The sequence below is a fragment of the Coprococcus phoceensis genome (assembly GCF_900104635.1).
GTDB lineage: Bacteria > Bacillota > Clostridia > Lachnospirales > Lachnospiraceae > Faecalimonas > Faecalimonas phoceensis.
Map to the genome: position 1 here is coordinate 1,824,596 of NZ_FNWC01000007.1, position 20,467 is coordinate 1,845,062.

Genomic DNA, 20,467 nt, shown 5'->3' on the forward strand with positions numbered 1-20,467 from the left:
CTCTTTTAATTTTACTTTTTAATTAATCTCTTTTCTTTTTTCTTCCAATGACAGTTACTCCGGCTGCCGCCATTGCCCCAAGGCACAGTGCGATAGACTGTGGGTCTCCCGTCTTGACAGGATCTTTCTTTTTATCCTCTTCCGGCTTCGTATTCTGAGTCTGATTCTGATTATCTTTTCCATCGTCTCCATTATCCGGTTTTGGATCCGTTTTCTCTTCAACAACCGTAATTTCTACTTTGTCAGTTTTTCCATTGGATGCAGTTGCAATCACATTTGCCTTTCCGATCTTCTTTGCTGTGATCTGTCCGTCTTTATCCACTGTTATCACTGACTCATCAGAAGTTGTCCATGAGACTGTCTGATCTGTTGCATTATCCGGTGTAATCACTGCTTTTGCCGTTGTCGTCTCTCCGACTTTCAATTCCGTCTTATTTACAGTCACTTTGACTGATTCCACTTCTACTTCCCCTGGCTCCGGATTCTCTGGAAGGTCTTTCAGCGTTTCTTCCAATGTCTTCGTTGCAAGATCCACATCATTTTGTTCTGCCAGTGTGTTTTCGTACATTGCCTCTGCTTTCATATATGCATCCATAAAAGCATCATATCCCTTTGCATCTGCAAATGTCAGACCGAACTCTTCGCATTTTTCTTCCGCTGCTTTCACTTGCTCTTTCAGCGCTGTCTTGTCCACTGCCTCATACGCTTCGAATTCCCTCAATTTGAACGTATTGTTTCCATTCAGACTTACTCCCTGCATTTTAATGTAACGTGTGTGAATCGGTTGTGCAAACGTGATTGTATTGACACTTTCTCCATCTACAGTCTGTAAATCTTTCCACACACTTCCATCTTCTGAAATCTGAATCTTAAAACTTTTTGGCGCTCGATCCCATTGCAGTACCAGCTTACTGATATCTTGCTCTTCCAGCATATCTACCGCAAATGCGCTGTCCGCATATGCACCCTCAAAATACGAATCTTTTTCACTCACATCTGTGCCATGCTTTCCATCCAGAGCATTGCCGTCACCATCAATTGCTTTCCAGCCGACACGAAGTTTTTTCCAGTCCACATCCTGATTGCCGTCACCTTTTCGCTGCGCTGTCCCTGCTGCTGCTGTCCCCTGAGACACATTGACTTCTGTCACTTCTTTTTTCTCTGAAACTTCTTTGATTTTTTCCGGTGACAATGCTTTGTTATATACTTTCAAATTTGCAAGTTCACCCTCTATCCCTTTTCCTATAGAAGAAAGCGGAAATACAAATGTCGATAACAGATGCTCATAATCCGTCTCTGAATTCGTAGTTCGCAAAAGTGTCTTTTCTAATTTTCCATCAATGTACAACTTTGTCACCTGCTGCGTCCCGACAATTGTCATCTGCACCGGTTTGTCTGTTGGAATCTGGTAACCAAAGTCCTGTGTAAAGTAAGAACGATTAATCTGCAAGTTCCCTTTGTCATTGATTGACAATCTTCCATCGCGTCCGTCAAAAATATATGTCTCTCCATCACCATTGCCCTCTTTTGCAAGTCGAAGTTCAAATTGTACCGTGTATGGATAATCCATAGATCGAAGCTCCGTTTGCACCTCTGTATCTCCGTTCAGCTGAAGCCACGCTGTCCCAGCTTCTTCTTTTATCTTTGCATCCGAAATATTTCCGTTATATCCATTTCCGCTGGCATCATATACTTTTCCCTCCTTAACATTTGCAAAATCATAATCCAGCACAAGCCCGGTCTCACTGTCTACATCTGCCCCCAAAGACACGCCCGGTCCCTGCTGTAATCTGTCATACTTGAAACTGTACTCTTCAAATGTCTGTGTCTCATCTGTTCCGCCCCATGTCTTTTCACTCAACACTGCTGCCTGACGCATGATACGTTCAAAATTATCTCTTTCTGTCACACCCATATCTGCAATGTCTGCCCAAAGCGCCGTCTTTGCTCCAAGAAGATTCGGCTCTGACTTGCTTACTTTGCTTCCTGTCATCACTGTCGGATCCCAGTTATTGAACACATGCTCCACATTGACAACATCTCGTTTGTCGCGCCCAGGATTTCCATACAGATGGAACGAATCTACATTGACTACTTTATATCCCTGTTCAATTCTATTCGCTGCATTTTCCCATGAATTTGACCAGAAATCAATTTCAATATCGTTATATGCTTTTGCCTGATCTTGATTTTTGAAAAACTGGCTTGTCGATCCCCACATACGAACCTTTTTGTCGTGATCCTTTACATTGTCTGCCATTTTACGGATATACTCCTGTACACCCGGTCGTTCCTGATCATTGATATTCCAGTACTCGTCTGCTCCGATGTTGACCGTGTCACCTAAAAATACATCCTCTTCCAGATACTCATCAAACAATGCATCCATAAACGCAAACGCAGAATCTTTTTTCTCCCCGGTCATCGCAAGCAATTCCCAGTCTTTATCTGCATTGATATTTCCCTTAATTTCCGGAACCGCCTTCTGTGCCTCATCCAAATGATTTCTCACATATTTTGTAAACAGAAGCGAATGTCCCGGAGCATCAATCTCTGAAATCGGATTAATTCCGTAATCCATCGCCAAATTCTGTAAATTCTTGTATTCTTCTTTTGTATATTGCGGCGAGCCGCCAAACACTTCGTTGTAATAGTCGTTCTTTTTCTCCGTCGTCTTAAGGCTTGGGAAGGTATCACTTTCCAGACGGAACATACCTTCTACGTTTTCCCAATGTTCATATTTATCACGGTCTGCATTTCCCGGCACATGTCGGTTATCATTCAGATGAAATTGTACTTCATTAATCTTATAGAACGCCAGCGCTTTCACAATATCTTCCAACGCATCCATTCGGTATGGTGTTCTTGCAATATCAATCATCACTCCACGGACTGCATATTTGGAAAAATCACGGGCAATTCCCTTCGGGAATTTAAATTCATCTTTCTGTGTATAAAATACCTGCTCTAAAGTCATCGCACCGTAAAGACATCCGTTGTATCCATTTCCAATGATGTGGATTCCATCGTCATCTGCCTGCAGAAGATATCCCTCGTCTCCAAGTGTGTATGTATCTTCCACCTCAGACTCAATCAAAATGTCATCTGCATCTGATTCCTGTCCGCTTACAATTGCAAGTTCCATTCCGGTAATCTCTTTCATATCTTCCTGAAACTGTTTTGCAATTTTGTCTGCGCCAAGATTCGCCCCATCTTTCACAATGATGCGTGAATTTTTCGTAAGCTTAAATTCTCCATCATAGCCGTACCATTCCTGAATACTCGGAATCACTTTTGGCTCCGCATTTTGATTTTCTACTTCCGGGAATAAATCAACATGTTTCTGTGTCTTTTTCGGAACTGCTACCTGGAAAGCTTTCTTTGCGACATCCGTCTCATCTTCTTTATTCACAACTTGAAGCATAATCTCCATACTCTTGTAATCGTACATATTGTATGCGCTGATTTTTCCGTCATCTGTGATGACTTGAGGATACTCGCTTCCGATCACATGAATCTCATATCCTTCCGGTACCTGCGGAAGCGGCACTTCTGTCATGTCTGTTGTAATTGTATCCAGACCTTTCACCGTGTCAAGCACTTCTTTTGCACTTTCCGGCTCATACGGTATCGGAACCTGCGTTCCGTTGATTTCAATTTCACGCACAGAGACACTGTTTCCGCCTGCCTGTGTGTTTACCTTGTTAAACTCAAAACGGACATATTTATCCAATTCTTTTACTGTTTTGATAGAATCTACCTTATTCTGTTCTGCACTTGGCTCATGTGTAATATGTGCGACTTCTCTCCAATTATCTGTTTCGCTTGCTCTCGTCTTAATTGTATAGTCTGTAGAAAATACTAATTTAGAGAAAGAAATATCAATGCTTGTGATATCTGTCACATTATTTCCAAGATTTAATTCCAGCCATTGCATATTCTGTTTCTGATTCGCATCTGTTCCTGTTTTCATCTGAGGTGCAGACCATCTTGTCTCTTTATCGCCATCGACTGCTAAATTCGGTGTGCAGGACTCCATTCCAACTTCCACTCCGGATGCCGTGGCACGTTTTCCTTTCGCAATATTTCCGGTAACTGCATCCGGATTTTCTGGTTTTTCCGGCTTGTCCGGCTCACTCAAATCTCCGTACACCTCAAACTCATACACGCCGATTCCACGGCTTGCAGCCTGCGTGTTTCCTGATGTGAAACGCAGACGCAGATAACGGGATACTTCCACCGGTTCCCCATCCTTTGTTACATCTACTTCTTTTATGATATTCGCATCATTGCCGGATGGCATCTCCACAGATTTAATTTCCGTCCATTTCGCATCTTCCGCCTGACTGTCCGATGTCTCAATAACAAAGTTTCCATATAATTTTGCAAAGAATTTCACAGTCACCTTTGAAATTTTTGCTGAGTTTCCGAGGTCGACTTCCAGCCATTCCTCCCGAAACTCCTGAACATCACTGCTCTGCCAGCGGCTGTTGATATTGTCTGTTGTGTTGTCCCCTTTTCCGTCAAACGCCAGTTCCGGTGTTCTTGCAGGATGCTCAGCAGATGCTCCTAATGAGTTTGATGCTCTTGCAGTTCTATTCAGAGCAATATTCGTCTGCTCATTTTCTTTTTCCATCGCCTGTTCTGTCTGAGTATTTTCTGCCGCAACTGATAACATACCAAGACCCGAAAGATTTCCTGCCGAAAGTGCCGCCGCCAATAAGATTGCAATTACCTTTTTCCTTTTCAATTTCTTTTTCCTCTCTTTCCTGACCGCCTCAAGCCATTTCGTTTAGTATAACATATTTTTTCTGTTATAACCATTTATAATTGTAAACTTTCACCTGTATATTTTGTTTTCACTTTATTAGTATGTATATTTTGTATATTTTTCAGTCTTTTCACCAAAAAATAAGGAGCATATCACAATGATACACTCCTTGTTCTTAACAATTTGCCTTGTACGCTTCATCCGCACTCCACACATCGAATCCATTTTCCCGTAAAACATCAACTGCTTTTTCCGGTTCATCTGATTTCAGCACCGCCGAGGCGTCTGCTCCATTGGCAAATGCATACATATATTCCACATTCACTTTTGCTTCCACCAATGCATGCATTGCTTTGCTAAGCGAACCGGTCGCATGTGGCACACGAATTGCAACCACATCTGTCAGCATCGCTGTAATCCCCGCTTCCTTTAAGACCATTCTTCCTTTCATCGGATCTGATACAATCATGCGCAGCATCCCATAGTCTGCAGTGTCCGCAAGACTTAACGCCACAATATTGACATCATTTTTCCCTAATACTGTCAAAACCTCATCAAGACGCCCTTCTCGATTCTCCAAAAATACGGATAATTGTTGAATTCTCATATTTTCCCTCCTCTTAAGATAGATTTCTCTTATCAATGACACGTTTCGCTTTTCCTTCGCTCCGCTCAATTGTCTTCGGCTCAACCAGCTTTACTTTCACTGCCACTCCAAGCGCCTGTTTTAACACTGCACCGATTTTATTTTTCAAACCATCCAACGCACGGATCTCATCCGAGAAGAAACGTTCATCTACTTCCACCATGACAGTCAGCGTATCCATATTGTTCTCGCGGTCAACAATCATCAGATAGTGTGGTGCGACATCTCCACCCATACTTAAAAGTGCAGTTTCCACCTGAGTTGGGAACACATTGACACCACGAATGACTTTCATGTCGTCTGTACGTCCTTTGAATTTTGAAATTCGAGGGAGTGTTCTTCCACATGCACATGTGCTGTGGTCAATGCTCGTCAAATCTTTTGTCCGGTAGCGCAGAAGAGGCATCGCCTCTTTCGTGAGAGTTGTAAAGATCAACTCCCCTGTCTCTCCATCCGCACATGCTTTTCCCGTTGCCGGATCTAGGATTTCCGGATAGAAATGGTCTTCAAAAATATGCAATCCGTTATGATGGATACATTCAAACGCAACACCCGGTCCCATGATCTCACAAAGTCCATAAATGTCAAAGCAATTGATTCCAAGTATGTTTTCAATCTTTTGACGCATCTCCACAGTCCATGGCTCGGCTCCAAGTATTCCCGCCTTTAATTTCAATTTTTCTACAAGTCCGGCTTCCTGAAGTGATTCTGCCAAATGAAGTGCATAGGACGGCGTACATGCGATTGCTGTCGCTCCAAAATCTTCCATACACATCATCTGTCTCTTTGTGTTTCCAGCAGACATCGGAATCGCCATCGCACCTAATTTTCTTGTGCCAAAATCAAGTCCCATTCCTCCGGTAAAGAGACCATATCCATAACAGACATGAATGATATCCTCCTCGGTAAGTCCTGCCATCGTAAGACATCTTGCCACACACTCTCCCCAGAGATCCACATCACTCTGTGTGTAGGATGCAAGTGTCAGTTTTCCCGTCGTTCCGGAAGTTCCCTGTACTCTCGCTACCTGAGATTTCGGAACTGCCAAAAGTCCAAACGGATAGTTTTCTCTCAAATCCTCTTTCGTTGTAAATGGAAGTTTATCGATATCTTCCACTCCTTTGATATCTCCCGGTTCTACTCCAAGCGCTTTCATCTTCTCGTGGTAAAACGTAACATTTTTATATACCCGTTCCACCAGTTTTACCAATCGTTCACTTTGCAGAGCCGTCATCTCATCCCTGCTCATACATTCCACTTTCGGATCTCTGATCCTTTCCTTCCACTCCATCGCACTTCATCTCCTCTATAACTCGTTTTCGTCTACAATCTTCACGTTTGCCTTTTTCAGACTTTCAATCGCTTTGTCAAAATCATCTGTATGGAACACCATGACAGGCGCCAGTCCATCCCGGATAATAAACGAATAAATATAATTGATGTTAATCTTTCCTTCCGCAAGAATCGTCAGCATATTGTTGAGCGTCCCCTTCTTATCTTCCAACTCTGCGCCAAGCACTTCACTGACACGGACAACAAATCCTTTTGATGTCAGATATTCTTTTGCCTCCATCGGTTTGTCAACGATGAGACGCAAAATACCAAACTCCGGTGCATCAAACGAAGACACCGCCCGGATATTGATATGTGCTTCCGTCAACTGACTCGTCACATCCATAAGGCTTCCCGGCCTGTTTTCCACAAATACGGATAACTGCTTAATCATAAGACACCTCCTACAATGTATAGCCGACATCAAATGCCTGCTTGTTTAGTTCCACAGTCTTTGGCGGCACCGTATGCTCGATCACGTCATACCACTGCTCTTTTGTAAAATCCATGTGCTGTGCAGCAATTCCAAGCACGATCATATTAAACACTCTCGGATTGCCAAGCTTTTTTGCTTCCTCTGTCGCATTCACTGTATACACTTTATGTTCTTTCGCCAAATCTTCTAAAATGTGTTCCGGATACTGAGCCGCCCCGATCACAACAGGCATCGGATCAATTCTCCAATCATTGGCAATCAACACACCGTCTTTTTTCAAGAAATGTGCATACCGGAGTGCTTCCAATCGTTCAAATGCGATAATGACATCTGCCTGCCCTTCTTCCACGATCGGCTCCGCAACTTTCTCTCCATAACGCACATATGTCACAACACTTCCGCCTCGCTGCGCCATGCCGTGCACCTCAGAAAGCTTCACATCATATCCGCCCGCAATCGCAAGCCCACCTAAAATCCTGCTCGTGAGAAGTGTTCCCTGACCTCCCACACCTACAATCATAATATTTTTTGTCGTCATTATCTGTCACCTGCCTCCACTAGTTCAATCGCCTCAAATTTACATAATGTCTCACAAAGTCCACATCCGGTGCACATCGTATCGTCGATATGAATCGTTCCGTCCGCATTTCTTGTCATTGCCGGACATCCCGGTTTCATACACATACCGCATTTTTTACACTTGTCTTCATGTGCAATATAAACCGGTTTCTTTGATTTATCCAAAAGAACACATGGTGATTTTGTGATGATGACAGACACCTCGTCTTTTGCCACTTCTTCTTTTACCACTTTTTCTAACTTTTCAATATCAAACGCATTTACTTCCACTACGTTTTTCACACCAATTGCCCTGCAAAGCGCCGGAATATCGATTGCATATGTCGGCTCGCCGAGAAGTGTCTTGCCGGTCGCCGCATGGTCCTGATGCCCGGTCATTCCGGTTGTGGAATTATCAAGAATCATCACGGTTCCTGTCGCTCTATTGTACATCATATTCATAAGTGAATTCACGCCGGTATGTAAAAATGTAGAATCCCCGATCACAGCTACCCAGTTCTTGATATAGTCTTTTCCTTTTGCCTTTTCCATTCCATGAAGACTTGAAATACTTGCTCCCATACAGATTGTTGTGTCCACAACACTAAGTGGTGCAACTGCCCCCAAAGTATAGCAGCCGATGTCTCCTGCCGCATGGATCTTCAACTTATTCAGCACATGGTAAACGCTTCTGTGTGGACATCCTGGACATAAAATCGGAGGTCTTCCCGGGACCTGTGCAGGTGCTTTCACATCTGCCTTTTCTCCGAGAATCGCCTCACGGATCATATTGGCGCTATATTCACCCTGCACTGTAAAAATTTCTTTCCCGATTGCTTTCACCCCCCATGATTTCACCTGTTCTTCAATAACAGGATCCAATTCTTCCACAATGTAGAGTGTCTCCACTTTCTGTGCAAACTCCTCAATCAATTTTTTCGGAAGTGGATTCACCATGCCAAGTTTTAACACAGACACATTTGGAATCGCTTCTTTTACATATTGATACGGAATTCCACTTGTGATAACACCAATTTTTGTATCATTCATCTCCACTTTATTGATCGCCATTGTGTTTGCCGCCTCTGCAAGCTCCAGATTTCGCTTCTCAATCTCAATATGGCGAAGCTTTGCATTGCCCGGCATCATAACATTTTTACGAATATCTTTTTCATACGGCTTATCCTCCGGCTCCACGCGGTCACATAATTCCACCAGCCCCTGCGAATGCGCCAATCTTGTCGTTGTGCGGAAAATAACCGGACGGTCGAAGTTTTCACTGATCTCATATGCAAACTTCATAAACTCTTTTGCTTCCATACTGTCTGATGGCTCCAGCACCGGCACCTGAGCTGCTCTTGCGACCATACGTGTATCCTGTTCATTTTGAGAACTGTAAAGCCCAGGATCATCTGCCACAATCACAACAAGACCGCCGTTGACTCCCATGTAAGAAACTGTATAGAGCGGATCTGCCGCCACATTCAGTCCCACATGTTTCATACATGCCATAGAACGTACCCCTGACACACTTGCTCCAATCGCAACTTCTGTTGCCACCTTTTCATTCGGTGACCACTCCGCATAAATATCATCTTTATATTTTACAAGATTCTCACTGATCTCTGTACTTGGCGTTCCCGGATACGCAGCAGACACTTTTACGCCCGCCTCATATGCTCCACGGGCAATTGCCTCATTGCCGAGCATAATTACTTTTTGATTCATATTTGCCATTTTATAATCCATCCTTTCGTAAATCAGTCACACGCTTTGCTTTCCCTTCAAAACGCTGTAATGTATGTGGTGCTACCAGCTTGATATTCGATGCAAGACCAAGCGCAGATTTTAATTTGCTTTTGATTCTCTGCTCCAACTCACTCAATTTTGCATAACTGTCAAGTAATCTGTCATCGATCAATTCCACGGAAATCGTCATCACATCGAGTCTGTTCTTTCTCTCCACAAGAATCTCATAATGTGGTCCGATCTCCTCAATCTGAAGAAGCACTTCCTCAATCTGTGTCGGAAATACATTGACACCACGAATGACAAGCATATCATCAGAACGTCCAGATAAGTTATCCATCCTGCATGTCGTTCTTCCACATTTGCAAGGTTCATAATGTAATCTCGTCAAATCTTTCGTGCGATAACGAATCATCGGAAGCGCTTCCTTCCCAAGACAAGTGACAACCAGTTCGCCAAGTTCACCCTCCGGCAGCACTTCCCCGGTCTCCGGATCAATGATCTCCGGAATGAACCAATCTTCATTGATATGTAATCCATTCAACTCCGTGCATTCTCCTGACACACCAGGTCCACACAGCTCACTCATTCCATAATTTTGTGTACAGACAAATTGGTCTCCCCACACTTTACGCATCTCTTCTCTCATCGGCTCGGTCATCCCTTCGCCTCCAAACAAACCGATCCGAACTTTCAGATCTTTTGCCGGATCAAGTCCTCTTCTTCGAATCTCTTCTCCAAGGTGCAATGCATACGATGGTGTCGCCACCAAAAGTGTCACACCCATATCCTGTAAAAACATAATCTGTTTATTTGTATTTCCCGAGGACATCGGGATCACAGCTGCACCAAGTGTCTCCAAACCTCCGTGCAATCCGAGCGCTCCTGTAAATGTTCCATACCCAAACGCAATCTGACAGACATCATCCTCCGTCGCGCCGCCCATACACGCCACTCGCGCTACATTGTTCAGCCAGATTTCCAAGTCTTTTTTCGTATATCCTACAACAGTCGGTTTCCCAGTCGTCCCGGAACTGGCATGAAATCGAACAAGTTCCTTTTTATCTACCGCAAACAATCCCATCGGATAATGCTCCCGAAAATCTGATTTATTTGTAAATGGCAATTTCTGTAAATCCTTTAATGTCTGAATATCTTCCGGCTTCACGCCCGCTGCATCCATTTTTTCACGATAAGGCGCTACTCTCTCATAAATATATGCAACACTTTCCTTTAATCGCTCTAACTGAATCTTCTCAATCTCGGCTCTTGGCAGTGTCTCTTCCTTCGCCCAAATCATTCCCTCATCCTCCTTTTTCACTGCATTCCTTTAGCAAATCGCTTAATGTTTTTATTATAGCACAATGCTTTTTCAAATTAAAGCATTAATTTATTGCATCGCAAAATTCAAAAAAAGATGCAAATCCTCACGACCTGCATCTTTCTCTATTATGAAAAATCAAACAATGACAATTGATTCGTCTCCGGCAAATCTCCAAACATCCCTAAATCCGCCATGAAATCAATGACGGTCTTACTTACTTTCGTCCGCTGCCTGAAGTCATCTTTTGACAGATATGGACCGTCTGCTGCAGCCATCTCAACCGCATCCGCCGCTTTGTCTCCCATACCCTCAATGCTTGAAAGTGGCGGCATAAGTTTTCCATCGATAATCTGAAATTTCGTTGCCTTTGCTCGATAGATATCAAGTGGCAGGAACTCAAATCCTCTTGCATACATTTCCTGCACGATTTTCATATCCTTCAATGTATCCTGCTCCTTTTTGCTCAGAGAATCACTGCGGCGTTTGTAATCGTTCATATAGAACTCCAGCTTTTCTTTTCCCTGACACATCAGCTCATAAGAAAATGCGCTGGCGCGGATACTGAAATATGCCGCATAGTAGGCAAGTGGATAGTAAACTTTGCAGTAGGCAATGCGAAATGCCATCATGACATAAGCGGCCGCATGCGCTTTCGGGAACATGTACTTAATCTTTTCACATGACCAGATATACCAGTCCGGGATTCCATGCTCAATCATGTCCTTTTTAAACTCCGGCCAGTCTTTACACTTCCCTTTTGCCACAAGACCTTTACGGACACGCTCCATAATCGTAAACGACTCCTCACTGTCCATTCCTTTGTTGATCAGATACGTCATAATATCATCACGGGTACAGATTGCGGTGGAAATCGTCGCCTTACCGCTTTTGATCAATTCCTGCGCATTGTTGAGCCATACGTCCGTTCCATGCGACAGACCGGAAATACGAATCAAATCTGAAAGTGTCTTTGGTTTCGTATCCACCACCATCTGAATAACAAAGTCTGTTCCAAACTCCGGAATTCCGAGACACCCCACCGGACATCCACCGATATCATCCGGCGTAATCCCAAGAGAGCTTGTATCCTGAAACAGTTTCATCACACCCTGATCGTCAAGCGGAATGTCTGTTGCCTTAAACGGTTTTCCCGTGAGTTGTTCCACCAACTCTTCCAGCATCTTGATGATCGTCGGATCATCATGGCCGAGAATATCAAGTTTCAGCAGGTTGTGGTCGATGGAGTGATAATCAAAATGCGTTGTGATAATATCTGTTGTCATATCATTTGCCGGATGCTGCACAGGTGTAAAAGAGTTGATATCCTGACCAAGTGGGAGAACGATAATTCCTCCCGGATGCTGTCCGGTACTTCTTCGGATTCCGGTACATCCCTGTAAAATACGCTCGATCTCGCATTTTCGTTTTCCCTGTCCGTGTTCCTCATAATAATTTTTCACAAATCCATATGCCGTCTTATCTGCCAGTGTACCGATCGTTCCCGCACGGTACGTCTGACCTTCCCCGAAAATAACCTCCGTATATTTGTGAGCATTACTCTGATAATCTCCGGAGAAGTTCAAGTCAATATCAGGTTCTTTATTTCCCTTGAATCCAAGGAAGGTCTCAAACGGAATATCGAACCCATCTTTAACAAGCGGTTTCCCACAGTTCGGACAAAGCTTATCCGGCATATCGTAACCACAGCCCCCCGCATAAGCGCGGACTTCCTCAGACTCAAAATCACTGTAAAAACAATTCGGACAATAATAGTGAGGACTCAACGGATTTACTTCCGTAATTCCTGCCATCGTCGCAGCAAACGACGAACCAACTGAACCACGTGATCCTACGAGGTAACCGTCCTCAACGGATTTCCATACCAGTTTCTGCGCGATGATATACATCACGGCAAATCCATTGGAAATAATCGAGTTCAACTCTCTCTCCAGACGCTCCACTACAATCTCCGGCAGGGGATCGCCATACATGCTGTGCGCTTTGCTGTAACAGATATCCCTTAACATCTGATCCGAATCCTCAATGACCGGCGGACATTTATCCGGACGAACCGGAGAAATCTTTTCAATCATATCTGAGATCTTCACCGTATTTTCAATGACCACCTCATGCGCCTTTTTCGATCCAAGATATGCGAATTCTTCCATCATCTCCTCTGTTGTGCGAAGATAAAGCGGCGGCTGGCTGTCAGCATCGCCGAATCCTTTTCCGGTCATGATGATTCTTCGATAAACCTCATCTTCCGCATCTAAGAAATGCACATCACAGGTTGCCACAACCGGTTTGTGAAACTCCTCCCCCAATTTTACAATTTTGCGGTTAATATCTTTTAAGTCTTCATCGCTTCGAATCTGGCTGTATTTCGGGCTGTCCACCATAAACTGGTTATTGCCGAGCGGCTGGATTTCCAGATAATCATAAAACTCTACCAATCTTGCAATTGTTTCATCCGACTTGTTATTGAGTACCGCCTGATAAAGTTCTCCCGCCTCACAGGCGCTTCCGATCAGCAAACCTTCCCGATAGCGGTTGAACTCACTTTTGGGAATACGCGGTCGTCTTGCATAATATGTCAAATGCGACAATGAAATCAATCGGTATAGGTTTACCCTTCCCACATCATTTTTCGCTAAAATGATTGCATGATACGTCGGCATCTTTTTCACCGCATCCGGATTCGTCGCACCAAATGCATTCACTCCTTTTAATGTCGTGATTTCCCGCTCTTTTAACATCTCGACAAATTTCACAAAAATCTCTGCGGTCGCCCCGGCATCGTCCACAGCACGATGATGATTCTCAAGTGAAATGTTCAATGCTTTCGCCACGATATTCAATTTATATTTGGACAGCGTTGGAAGAAGCACTCTCGCAAGTGCAACCGTATCCACCGACACAAATTCCTGCTCAATATTCAAATTTTTACAGTTCTGCTCAATAAATCCGACATCAAACCCTGCATTGTGCGCCACAAGAGAGGCGTCTCCGACAAATTCCAAAAACTGCGGCAGAATGACATCGATCTTCGAGGCATCCATCACCATAGAGTCATCGATACTTGTAAGCTGCGTGATCTCGAACGGAATCGGAACTTCCGGATTTACAAATGTACTGTACTTATCCGTAATCTTTCCATTCTCCACCTTCACCGCGCCAATCTCAATGATGTGATCTTCCACAGCACTGAATCCGGTCGTCTCGATATCAAACACCACATATGTATCATCGAGTGTCTGATTTCCTGCATGCACTGCGATATCTGTCAGATCATCTACCAGATATGCTTCCACCCCGTAAATCACTTTGAACGGATCATCTTTATCAAGTCCTTCGATAAAATGATTTGCATCCGGGAATGCCTGCACAACACCGTGATCCGTGATTGCAATCGCAGGATGTCCCCAGTCGTGTGCTCGTTTTACAATCTTATTCACATCAGAGACACCATCCATATCACTCATCTTCGTGTGGCAGTGAAGTTCCACCCTTTTCTCTGCACTTGTATCCTTTTTGGTCGTTCGAAAATCCGGAATTTTTTTTATTCCGGCAACAGAACCAATCGTCAGTTCACTGTCGAATTTGTCGATGGTTGTGACACCTTTGATTTTCAAAAACGCTCCCGCTTTCACCTCTCCAAGCAACTCCGGAAGCTGATCATTTCGCACAAACAGTTTTACCATGATCGTATCTGTAAAATCGGTCACTGCAAACATGACAATGGTCTTTTCGTTTCGAATCTCACGTGTATCAAAGCTTGTCACCTGTCCGCGGAATGTGATCTCTCCCATCTCTCCGACCACCTGTGACAGTTCAATCGTCTCATCCTCAAAATCACGTCCATAGATTAGATTCGGATCGTCCGATCTCTTAAGCGGGCGATAAAACTCTTTCTTCTTTGGCATCTCTTTTGCCGGAGCTTTTGCAGATGTTTTCGCTGTCTCCTTGTGTTCTTTCTTTTCTTGTTTTACCTCTTCCTTCGTTTCTTTTGTCTCAAGTTTTGCTGCATTCTCTTCCACAATCGCATTGATCGCCTGCTGAAGCATACGGGCATTGTGCTCCTGCATCTTGCTTGTCTTTGCCTGCTGATATTCCACATGAATTTGAATCGGAACATGGCACCGTTCCTCGAACACTTCATTCAACAAACCTACAATCGAGTCCTGCTTTCCCTGCGCCACAATTGTGTCATCCAGCTTAAGATACAGATGGTTTTCGTTTTCAAAATGATACTTCGCATTCAGGAACATATTGTGCTCGACAACACTTCGTTCTTTCAATTCCAGCAAAATACTTTCCCTGTACTCATTCATCAGATTTTCCGGTGTATACTGACCGGACAACTGATAATCCTCATAAATCCTGATCCGAATCCGGTTTCGCCCAAATAACTGTTCTTTAATCATTGTTTCCATCTTATAAATCCAGCTCTTCGCAAGCAGATGCGTACTGAATAAATGGACGTGCAGGTAGTCTCTGTCTGAATTTGTCGTAACTTTCGTCACTTCCACATTTTCAAACAGTACTTTACAATCACTATTTACTTTTAAAGTCGGAAACACATCAAAGAATTGCTTTGTCATCATATTTCTCCATCTCTATTTTTCCCAGTTTAATAATTCATTCCGAAGAGTATCTAAAAGTTCCTCTTCCTTTACTTTTTTCACAATTTCACCTTTCTTGATCAAAAGTCCTTCCCCGATTCCACCGGCGATTCCGATATCTGCCTCTTTTGCTTCTCCCGGTCCGTTCACAACGCATCCCATCACCGCTACCTTGATGTCAAGCGGGATATCTGCGACCATATTCTCCACCTGATTCGCAAGTCCGATAAGGTCAATCTTTGTTCTTCCGCAAGTCGGGCAGGACACTACTTCTATTCCACCTTTGCGAAGCCCCAGTGTCTTTAAGATGAGTTTTGCTGATTTGATCTCTTCGAGCGGATCTCCTGTCAGAGATACGCGGATCGTATCTCCAATTCTTTCATACAGGATAATGCCAAGCCCGACTGAGGATTTGATATTTCCAGATAAAATTGTTCCGGATTCCGTAATTCCAACATGAAGCGGATATGGGCACTGCTCTGCAATCAATTCATGTGCTTTTACACACATCATCACATCAGAAGATTTGATACTGACCACTAAATTGTCATACCCCATCTCCTCGATCATACGCACCTTATCCAACGCACTCTCCACAATGCCCTCGGCCGTCACACCACCGTATTTTTCCACGAGATGTTTCTCCAATGATCCACTGTTCACCCCCACACGGATAGGCACATTGTATTCTTTTGCTTTTTCCACAACCTCACGCACTCTCGACACATCTCCGATATTTCCCGGATTAATACGGATCTTATCTGCTCCATGTTCGATTGCTGCGATTGCCAAACGATAATCAAAATGAATATCTGCAACAAGCGGAATATGAATTCTTTTTTTTATCTCTGTGAGTGCTTCCGCCGCCTCCATCGTAGGCACAGCGCAGCGGATAATGTCGCATCCTGCTGCCTCCAATGCCAATATCTGGGCAACTGTCGCCTCCACATCCTCTGTCTTTGTATTTGTCATAGACTGAATGGCAATCGGATTTCCTCCGCCAATCTTGCAATTCCCAATCTGAACTACCTTTGTCTCTTCTCGTCTCATATTTTCTCCTTTCATACTCAGGGAGAACATAAACTCTCCCCAATTCCACTAATAAGCAAAGAGTCTGACATGTCAGACTCTTTGCTTATTCTTGCCTCTATCTTCTGCTACTGTCTTGTAAATACAAGCTGATCCCCATATTCACGCTCTGCAAGTACCAGCACATTCTGTTCAATGCTATAATCAAACGTAGATAAAATCTCGCCAAGCGATGCTTTCAAACCTTCTGCAGTCACCTGACCATCCGATTTGTCCGCCGCCTTCTGCAGAGCTGCCTCATCTACCTTGATCGTAATCGTCTTTGCATCTTTGTCAAGCACATAATCCATCTTTACTTTTATGCCTGTTCCTTCATCGGCAGAATCTAAATTTACGGTCAAATCATTATTTCCCTGAAAAATCAGCGTCATGCTGTTCTCTTCTGATTCCCATCTCCCGTCTAATGGATTGCCCGTAAAAAGTCTTGTAATAAAAAAGACAACAACCAATACAATAACTACGGATGCGATGCCTGTCACAAAACGCCACATTTTACTTCTTTTTTCTTCATCGTTTTTTGCTATCATCATGTCTATCATTCCCCTCAACTTTATTGCATACCTAAATTATACGGAGTTTGTGTTTTTATGTCAACGCCCTATTTTTTGTTCCGTTTTTTAACTGTTTTCCTTTGTCTTGTTGAGAATCAGCACTTTTTCACTTTTTACAGAATAGTACTGATAAAATAGAAAAACAAAGACAAGGAGGACGATATATGAATTTCGGGAATAACTTAAAAGACTTGCGCGAAACACGGAATGTTACCCAAGGTCAGCTGGCTGAATACTTACAAGTATCTCGTCCTACTATTGCAGGTTATGAAACAAAAAGTCGTCAACCTGATTTTGAAAAACTAGAGAAACTTGCAAATTACTTTCATGTATCCATCGACTATCTGGTCTCCGGCTCAGAGACCACGAGCACAGATATCCCTCTAAAAAAAGAGCCGAACGAAAAATCACTGGATCGTGATGTGGCTATGGCTTATCAGAAACTATCACTCGAATCCAAACAGGATGTCCTAAAATATATCGAATTGCTTCAGTTGCGTGATGATGTTCAAAATGTAGAATAAGGAATGTGCGAAAGCACATTCCTTATTCTACATTTCTGCTCTCATCTGCAAGATATTCAAAAAAATCAAAATCTGCATAATGCTTATGCAATACCCTGTCAGCACAAGTCATTCCGACGAATGTCCCTGTAAATTCCCCATATTTGCAATACTCATCCGAATATTTTGTCGTGTCAAAAACCCTGCCTATTCGCTCATACTGTTCTCCATCATAGCTCCACTCAAACCAAGATTCTCTTCCCTGTACATAGAGCCGCAAGTAAATCGGTCTGTCTTCCACCGGAATCCTGGTGTTTAAAAATTCTGTCTTTTCTCCATTTTCCAGTTGAATAATAGAAAGCGCACTCTGTCCAAGTGTCTCACTGTAATATTTTCTCAGATTTACATAGTTCATATTGTCATAATACATGATCAGTCCGGCGCTATGCTGATGAATCTCTGGAGTAAATTCCATCTTGGTCGTTACCCTCGCATACACACTTGTCAACTTTCTTGCCAAGATACTTACTTTATTCAGAGACGTGCGCGATTCCTGTCCCCTGATTCTCACATACCCTTTCCGTGCCGTCACATCTGCAAAACGCTGCGGCATAATGCGCGGGGCATAATAAAAATTGCCCAATTCTTCTCCATCAAAATCATCAAACGCAGGAATTGCCGGAAGTTCTTGCTCAGGCAGTGTGCTCTCTTCCACCTCAATCTTGGCAAGATTGGTTCCATCTGCCATGCGAAGCCATCCATCTTTCGTCCATTTCATTTTCTGGATTGCAGTCTCACGTCCAAGTGTACAGCGAAGTTCCGGCACAAACGGTCTCGCACAAAGATGTACCAGATACACTTCCCCTGTCGGCAATTCCACATAACTTCCATGCCCTGATTTTTGCAAAACAGAATCCGGATTGAAATATTTTGGCTTTAAATGATCCGGGTCTTTTCTCTCATTGGATTCTCCCGGCACACTTGTCACAATCGGGTTCATCGGATCTTTTTCATACGGTCCCCATACATTTTTAGCACGTCCCATCGTCACACAGTGATTATACCCCGTACCGCCCTCGGCACACATAATATAATAGTATTCTCCTCTCTTTGTCAGATGCGGCGCCTCAATACATCCCCTGTCTGTTCCGCCTCGCCAAAGTGGTTTTGGATATCCAACAATCTCTTCTTTTTCTGGATCATACTCAACAATACAGATAAATCCTGGTTTTTCATACCCTTCTCTTGTCTCCCATTCCAAAGAGACAATATATTTCTTTCCGTCATCATCATGCAGGATTGAAGCATCAAATCCTGATGAATGCAGATATACAGGCTTGCTCCACGGTCCTTTGATGTCTTTTGATTTCACCAAAAAATTATCTACATCAAAGTATCTCGCATTCATAGAATTCATCACACCGTATACAACATAGAACATATCTTCCTCTTCACAATAAGTCAGACACGGCGCCCATATTCCTTTTGCACTCGGCAATTTTTTCAAGTCAACCGCCTCATCATCAGTCAAAATATGTGTATATAATTCCCAGTGTTTCAAATCTTTTGAATGATAAACCGGAATTCCCGGGAACCATTCAAACGTAGACACTGCCAGATAGTAATCATCCCCTTTTCTGCAAATACATGGATCGGGATTGAATCCCGGAAGTATCGGATTTAAAATCATAGTTTTTTCCCCCTTTTTTGTTAATTCTTCTTTTGCGTCGGAAACCATTTAAAATCGACACACCGCCCTAAATCCCAGCTATCCCAGCCAAGCCATCCGTTTTCATTTACCGTGTCCGTCAAAAGCTTATAACTCCAGTAAAAGTATCCGCTTCCCTTTTGCCATGCCTGAAGCTGTGCATCAGCGACAGCCCGATAGATTTCGTTCTTTTCATCTAAAGTCAATCGTTCCTCTTTTGCACCGTCCACGCCGTTTAACACACTCTGACCGCCTTTTGTGTCACATCCGCATGCAAGAGAATTGAACAGACACCACTCTCCACAGATAACCGGGAAATATTTCTCCATCTCCTCAATTTCTTTTTCATAATGTTCTTTCACAAAGCATGTGTATCCTTCTATCGTCTGTTCGCATCCAGCTGCCTCTGCCATCATCAGATACTGATGTGTATCCAGCACAACATCTACATATTTTTCTTCCCGCATAAAATCTTTCCACGCTGTAAGCACAAATCCGTCGTGAATGACAACATATTTTTCTTTTGGCATATATTTTCGTATGCGGTCATACGCTTCCTGATAAAATATCCTTAAAAACGCAAGTGTATTCGGTCCGGAGCCGGCCGCCATCTCCTTGTCGACTGCCGGATAACGGTTTGGGACATCAAACAGCTCCCACACACTTTCTGTGATTGGTTCATTCAGCACTTCAATACCCCACAGCCCCTTTCTTTTGCCGTAACGCTTTGCCAGCCGTTCAAGCACTGTCAGCACAAATTCTACTTCTTCCGGATTTTTAGACCATTTGCACACTCCGCAAATACCTCCGTTGTCAAAGCCATTTTGTCCCTCCGGTGCAGTGTGCAGATCTATCAATATCTGCAATCCATACTTTTCTGCCCAGTTAAATGCCTTATCCAGTTCTTCTACGCACCCGATAAACGGTTCTCTGTCTCCAAATATAAAGTATGGCACCGGAATTCGCACAGCCTCCATTCCCATTGCTTTGATTGCCACAAAATCACGCTCCGAAATATATTCTGCACGATGCACCTTGATTCGTGCCTCATATACCTCTTTTGAGAGTTGTCTTGGAAGGTAATACTCATCCTCTGCTGTTGTTCCTGCAAACAGCGCCGGACTCATCCATTTCTCCAGCACAAGCCAGTTTCCTAAATTTACACCTTTGATATACAT

Annotated in this window: 13 protein-coding genes; 1 reads left to right on the plus strand and 12 read right to left on the minus strand. The window is 43.5% G+C overall.

The genetic code is table 11. The annotated features are described in order from the left end of the window. Positions 1–22: 22 nt before the first annotated feature. From BQ5364_RS12585 to BQ5364_RS12630, 10 genes are all read right to left on the minus strand, one after another. Positions 23–4,750 (minus strand): discoidin domain-containing protein, encoded by a 4,728-nt coding sequence (locus BQ5364_RS12585; RefSeq protein ID WP_071144406.1) that lies wholly within the window; start codon positions 4,748–4,750, stop codon positions 23–25. 196 nt (positions 4,751–4,946) lie between these two features. Then, on the minus strand, positions 4,947–5,378 hold the full coding sequence (locus tag BQ5364_RS12590; protein ID WP_022251158.1) for an ACT domain-containing protein: 432 nt from the start codon (positions 5,376–5,378) through the stop codon (positions 4,947–4,949). A 13-nt stretch (positions 5,379–5,391) separates the two neighbouring features. Beyond that, the gene (locus tag BQ5364_RS12595) at positions 5,392–6,708 is read right to left on the minus strand and encodes a phenylacetate--CoA ligase family protein (RefSeq protein ID WP_071144407.1); all 1,317 of its coding nucleotides are present in this window, start codon (positions 6,706–6,708) and stop codon (positions 5,392–5,394) included. Positions 6,709–6,723: 15 nt separating this feature from the next. Next, positions 6,724–7,143 carry an ACT domain-containing protein gene (locus BQ5364_RS12600; protein ID WP_004611025.1) on the minus strand — a complete coding sequence of 140 codons (420 nt, stop codon included), beginning with the start codon at positions 7,141–7,143 and terminating at the stop codon, positions 6,724–6,726. Positions 7,144–7,153: 10 nt separating this feature from the next. Further along, positions 7,154–7,723: an indolepyruvate oxidoreductase subunit beta gene (locus BQ5364_RS12605; RefSeq protein WP_004611026.1), complete on the minus strand. Its 570-nt coding sequence runs from the start codon at positions 7,721–7,723 to the stop codon at positions 7,154–7,156. Beyond that, positions 7,723–9,471, minus strand: a complete 1,749-nt coding sequence (gene iorA / locus BQ5364_RS12610; RefSeq protein ID WP_071144765.1) for an indolepyruvate ferredoxin oxidoreductase subunit alpha — start codon at positions 9,469–9,471, stop codon at positions 7,723–7,725. The genes BQ5364_RS12605 and iorA overlap by 1 nt, the downstream gene beginning before the upstream one ends. A gap of 10 nt (positions 9,472–9,481) precedes the next feature. Next, positions 9,482–10,792, minus strand: a complete 1,311-nt coding sequence (locus tag BQ5364_RS12615) for a phenylacetate--CoA ligase family protein (RefSeq protein ID WP_022251161.1) — start codon at positions 10,790–10,792, stop codon at positions 9,482–9,484. A 149-nt stretch (positions 10,793–10,941) separates the two neighbouring features. After that, positions 10,942–15,417: a PolC-type DNA polymerase III gene (locus BQ5364_RS12620; protein ID WP_071144408.1), complete on the minus strand. Its 4,476-nt coding sequence runs from the start codon at positions 15,415–15,417 to the stop codon at positions 10,942–10,944. A gap of 15 nt (positions 15,418–15,432) precedes the next feature. After that, positions 15,433–16,488 (minus strand): flavodoxin-dependent (E)-4-hydroxy-3-methylbut-2-enyl-diphosphate synthase, encoded by a 1,056-nt coding sequence (gene ispG, locus BQ5364_RS12625; RefSeq protein ID WP_071144766.1) that lies wholly within the window; start codon positions 16,486–16,488, stop codon positions 15,433–15,435. A 107-nt stretch (positions 16,489–16,595) separates the two neighbouring features. Further along, positions 16,596–17,057: a hypothetical protein gene (locus BQ5364_RS12630; protein ID WP_044986488.1), complete on the minus strand. Its 462-nt coding sequence runs from the start codon at positions 17,055–17,057 to the stop codon at positions 16,596–16,598. 185 nt (positions 17,058–17,242) lie between these two features. On the opposite strand from BQ5364_RS12630, the gene BQ5364_RS12635 reads away from it, so the two are divergent. Next, positions 17,243–17,602, plus strand: coding sequence for a helix-turn-helix domain-containing protein (locus BQ5364_RS12635; RefSeq protein WP_004611034.1), 360 nt, complete (start codon positions 17,243–17,245; stop codon positions 17,600–17,602). Positions 17,603–17,624: 22 nt separating this feature from the next. Here the strand turns inward: BQ5364_RS12635 and BQ5364_RS12640 are convergent, their stop codons facing one another. Together BQ5364_RS12640 and BQ5364_RS12645 are read right to left on the minus strand one after the other, a co-directional pair. Further along, positions 17,625–19,271 carry a glycoside hydrolase family 43 protein gene (locus BQ5364_RS12640; RefSeq protein ID WP_022251165.1) on the minus strand — a complete coding sequence of 549 codons (1,647 nt, stop codon included), beginning with the start codon at positions 19,269–19,271 and terminating at the stop codon, positions 17,625–17,627. A 20-nt stretch (positions 19,272–19,291) separates the two neighbouring features. Next, complete coding sequence (locus BQ5364_RS12645) at positions 19,292–20,467, minus strand: glycoside hydrolase family 5 protein (RefSeq protein WP_022251166.1); 1,176 nt, start codon at positions 20,465–20,467, stop codon at positions 19,292–19,294.

Bases quoted from the DNA above. Each gene is read 5' to 3' on its own strand.
- BQ5364_RS12590 (WP_022251158.1), bottom strand. From the start codon at position 5,378: ATGAGAATTCAACAATTATCCGTATTTTTGGAGAATCGAGAAGGGCGT.
- BQ5364_RS12595 (WP_071144407.1), bottom strand. From the start codon at position 6,708: ATGGAGTGGAAGGAAAGGATCAGAGATCCGAAAGTGGAATGTATGAGC.
- BQ5364_RS12600 (WP_004611025.1), bottom strand. From the start codon at position 7,143: ATGATTAAGCAGTTATCCGTATTTGTGGAAAACAGGCCGGGAAGCCTT.
- BQ5364_RS12605 (WP_004611026.1), bottom strand. From the start codon at position 7,723: ATGACGACAAAAAATATTATGATTGTAGGTGTGGGAGGTCAGGGAACA.
- iorA (WP_071144765.1), bottom strand. From the start codon at position 9,471: ATGAATCAAAAAGTAATTATGCTCGGCAATGAGGCAATTGCCCGTGGA.
- BQ5364_RS12615 (WP_022251161.1), bottom strand. From the start codon at position 10,792: ATGATTTGGGCGAAGGAAGAGACACTGCCAAGAGCCGAGATTGAGAAG.
- BQ5364_RS12620 (WP_071144408.1), bottom strand. From the start codon at position 15,417: ATGACAAAGCAATTCTTTGATGTGTTTCCGACTTTAAAAGTAAATAGT.
- ispG (WP_071144766.1), bottom strand. From the start codon at position 16,488: ATGAGACGAGAAGAGACAAAGGTAGTTCAGATTGGGAATTGCAAGATT.
- BQ5364_RS12630 (WP_044986488.1), bottom strand. From the start codon at position 17,057: ATGATGATAGCAAAAAACGATGAAGAAAAAAGAAGTAAAATGTGGCGT.
- BQ5364_RS12635 (WP_004611034.1), top strand. From the start codon at position 17,243: ATGAATTTCGGGAATAACTTAAAAGACTTGCGCGAAACACGGAATGTT.
- BQ5364_RS12640 (WP_022251165.1), bottom strand. From the start codon at position 19,271: ATGATTTTAAATCCGATACTTCCGGGATTCAATCCCGATCCATGTATT.
- BQ5364_RS12645 (WP_022251166.1), bottom strand. From the start codon at position 20,467: ATGTATATCAAAGGTGTAAATTTAGGAAACTGGCTTGTGCTGGAGAAA.